At 78.0% G+C, this 3,519-nt stretch carries 3 protein-coding genes; all 3 read left to right on the top strand.

Annotation, left to right across the window (positions count from 1 at the left end; genetic code table 11):
• Positions 1–1,473, top strand: a 1,473-nt coding sequence (locus tag DQW06_RS23685) for a CdaR family transcriptional regulator (protein WP_157983581.1), incomplete at its 5' end; no start/stop codon positions are given.
• Between the two features lie 147 nt (positions 1,474–1,620).
• Positions 1,621–1,950, top strand: a complete 330-nt coding sequence (locus tag DQW06_RS23680) for a hypothetical protein (RefSeq protein WP_013155871.1) — start codon at positions 1,621–1,623, stop codon at positions 1,948–1,950.
• A gap of 282 nt (positions 1,951–2,232) precedes the next feature.
• Positions 2,233–3,519, top strand: a 1,287-nt coding sequence (locus DQW06_RS23675; RefSeq protein ID WP_117199336.1) for a GAF domain-containing protein, incomplete at its 3' end; no start/stop codon positions are given.

Genomic DNA, 3,519 nt, shown 5'->3' with positions numbered 1-3,519 from the left:
GCCATGCACGATCCCACCGACGACGTGCCGCAGCTGGGCGACGCCTTCCTCGCGGTCGGCGTGGACTCGGCCGCCGAGGCGGTGCGCCTGGCCGAGCAGGCCCGCGCGACCGTCGTCATCATCCGGTCCGCGACCGAACCCGGCGACGACGTACGCGCACGCCTGGGCGAGGGCGGCCCCGCCCTCCTGGTCGTGGAGCCCGCCGTGTCGTGGAGCCAGGTCTCCGGGGTCGTCTACGGGCTGGTCCTGGAGGGGCGCGAGACCGAGGCCGGGCGCGGCCCCAGCGACCTGTTCACCCTGGCCGACACCGTCGCCGCCGAGGTCGGCGGACCCGTCACCATCGAGGACCGCGCCTCGCGCGTGGTGGCCTACTCGGCCTCCCAGGGCGGCACCGACCGGGTACGGCGCGACACCCTCGTCGACCGGCGGGTCCCCGAGCGGGTCCGCGAACGCCTCGACGCCGACGGGGTGCTCACCCGGCTGGCCGCCGCGACCGGCCCCCGGTTCGTACCGGGGATACCCGAACTCGACATGGGCGGACGCACCGCCGCGCCGATCCGGGTGGGCCGCGAACTCCTGGGCACGCTGTGGGTGGCGTGCGACGCGCCCCTGGACGCGGACCGCTCCCGGGCGCTGAGCGAGGGGGCGCACACGGTCGGGCTGCACATGCTGCGCGCCAGGGTCAGCAGCGACCTGGAGCGGCAGGTGGAGTCGGAGTCGGTGATCGACCTGCTGGAGGGCTCGGCCGACCCGGCGCAGACCGCCGGGCGGATCGGCCTGCTCGGGGCGGGGCTGCGGGTGATCGCCTTCCAGGCACGCGCCCGCACCGAGCCCGAGGCCGCGATCCTGCACCTGTTCGAGCAGGTCACCACCGGTTTCGGCTGGTCGCGTCCAGGACGCAGCACCCTGCTCGGAACCACCGTGTACACCGTGCTGCCGTGCGGGGACGACCCCGCTCCGGCGGTGGAGTGGGTGCGCTCGACGCTGCGCGGCCTGCCCGACCGGCTGGGCGTGGTGGCCGGGGTGGGCGGCACCGCCGACGCCGCGGGCCTGCCCGCCAGCAGGCAGGAGGCGGACGAGTGCCTGACGCTGCACGGACAGGCGCCCGAGGGCGCCGACGCGGTCGTCTACGACGACGCCTGGGACTCCGTGCTGCTGCGCCGCCTGCGCCTGGTGGCCGAGGCCGGGCGCATGCCCGTCCGCAACCCGGTGGCGGACCTGGTCCGGTACGACGCCGAGCACGGCACCGACCACGCGCGCACGCTCCGCGCCTGGCTGTACGTGCACGGGGACCTGGGGAGGGCGGCGGAGCTGCTGGGCCTGCACCCCAACACGGTGCGGTACCGGCTGCGCCGGATGGGCCGGGTCGCGGACCTGCCGCTGCACGACCCGCGGGCCCGGGTGGCGATGACGGTCGCGCTCGCCGCGCTCGTGGCGGACCCGCCCGGGGAGGAGGGGCCTCACCCGCTCTGAACCGACACCCGTGTCCGCCCGCGTCCGCGTGCCGCGCGGACCGGCGGCGCACCCGCTCCGGGCGGGCGGCCGGGTGTGTTCCGGCGCACTCTCCCGAGTTCGGGCAATGCCCGGGTGCGCGGGTCCGCGGATCGCTACCGTTTGCGCATGAGCACACTGATCAAGGACCTGACAGCGTTGTTGGGGACCGCGGCGGCGACCACCCGGTGGGACGGGCGAGTGGAGGAGGAGCTGGCCCGGCCCCTGGTGGAGGCGGGCCTGGCCCGCAGGACCCCGGCCGGGACCTACCTGACCCCCGCCGGGCGCGACGCCCTCCCCGACGGCGCCACCGCGCGCGAGCTGCGCCCGCGCTTCGACTGGGGCAGTGACCCCTATCCGGCCGCGCCCCCGGCCGCGCCGACCGTGGAGGACGTGCGGGCCTACCCCGCCTACTGGCTCTGCGGCCCCGGCAGGGAGCGCGTCCGCGAGGAGTGCTGAGGCGGGCACCGCGGGGACCCGTCCGTCCGGGACGGGTCCGAGCGTCACGTGGGACGGGCGGAGCCCTCTCTTTGAAGGCCCCTGCCAACACGGACCGGGCCCGCGCGGGGCGACCACGGAGGCGGTCGGCCCCGGCTCACGCGGCACCGGGCCCGCGCGCACGGGACGGGGAGCGGCAGGTTCGCCCCGGCCCCTTGTCAGAAGGGGCGGGCGCGGATTCAATCGGGGTGTCGGGCGGTCCGTCGGCACGGCCCGCCGTCGCCTCGGCGGAGGGAAGCGCGCATGCCGGGACCGTGGAACGCGTGGCCGTGGGAGGCCGACCCCGAGGCCGTGCGCCGGGACGTGGCGGTCGCGCACGCGCGCTTCACCGACTCCGGCCGGGTCAGCGGCCCGGTCCGCCCCGTCGTCGGCGCCTCCTGGCGGCGCAGCGCCCAGCACGGCGTGGACCCCGACACCGCCCTGCCCCGGATCGAGCTCACCGGCCCCGACCTGCGCGACCACCGCGACGCGCACCCGCTGGCCGCCGTCATGCCGCTGCTGCGGCACCTGCTCGTCGACACCGCGCCCGGCCCCCAGATCCTCGCGGTGGGCGACGCCTCGGGCCGCCTGCTGTGGGTGGAGGGCGACCACCGGCTCCGCGGCCGGGCCGAGGACATGTGCTTCGTCGAGGGCGCCAACTGGCACGAGCACGCGGTCGGCACCAACGCGCCCGGTGTCGCCCTCGCCCTCGACCACGAGGTCCAGGTGTTCGCCAGCGAGCACTTCGCCCGGGGCGTGCAGCACTGGAGCTGCTCCGCGGCGCCCCTGCACGACCCCGGCACCGGCGCCCTCCTGGGCGTCCTCGACCTCACCGGGGACAGCCACCTCGCCTCGCCGCAGGCCCTGGCCCTGGTCCGCGCCGCCGCCACCGCGGCGGAGGCGGAGCTGCGCGCCCTGCGCGCCGGGGCCCGGGGGCCCGAGCCGAGACGGCGGCGGGCGGGCCGGACCGCCCGCCCGCCCACCGGTCCACGCGGAGGCGCCGCCTCCGCCGAAGCCCGCGGACCCGCCGGGGACGACCGGCTCCGCGTCCTGGGACGCGACGGCGCCCGGCTCACCCTGGACGGCCGCGACCTGGACCTGAGCACCCGCCACTCCGAGATCCTGCTCCTGCTCGCCCGCAGTCCGCGCGGGCTGACCGGCGACGAGCTCGGCGCCCGGCTGCACGAGCGGGACGCCTCCCCGGTCACCGTCCGCGCCGAGGTGTCGCGCCTGCGCCGCCTCCTCGGCCCCGGCCTGCTCGCCTCCCGCCCCTACCGGCTGTGCCGTCCACTGGCCACCGACGTGGACGAGGTGCGCCGCCACCTGGCCGCGGGCGCCTACCGGCGGGCCCTGGACGCCTACGCCGGGCCGGTCCTGCCCCGCTCGGAGGCGCCCGGCGTGGCCGAGGTCCGCGACGGCCTCCAGGCCGAGGCGTGCGAGGTCCTGGGCGCCAACGCCGCACCGGACGTGCTCCTGGACTGGGCCGAGCACCCCGAGTGGCGCGACGACCCCCGAGTCCTGACCGCCGTGCTGCGCGCCCTCGACCCCGCC

Source organism: Nocardiopsis sp. TNDT3 (genome assembly GCF_003427465.1).
GTDB lineage: Bacteria > Actinomycetota > Actinomycetes > Streptosporangiales > Streptosporangiaceae > Nocardiopsis > Nocardiopsis dassonvillei.
The sequence above is the reverse complement of the archived record's forward strand: the minus strand, read 5'-3'. Positions and strand labels throughout refer to the sequence as shown.

Bases quoted from the DNA above. Each gene is read 5' to 3' on its own strand.
- DQW06_RS23680 (WP_013155871.1), top strand. From the start codon at position 1,621: ATGAGCACACTGATCAAGGACCTGACAGCGTTGTTGGGGACCGCGGCG.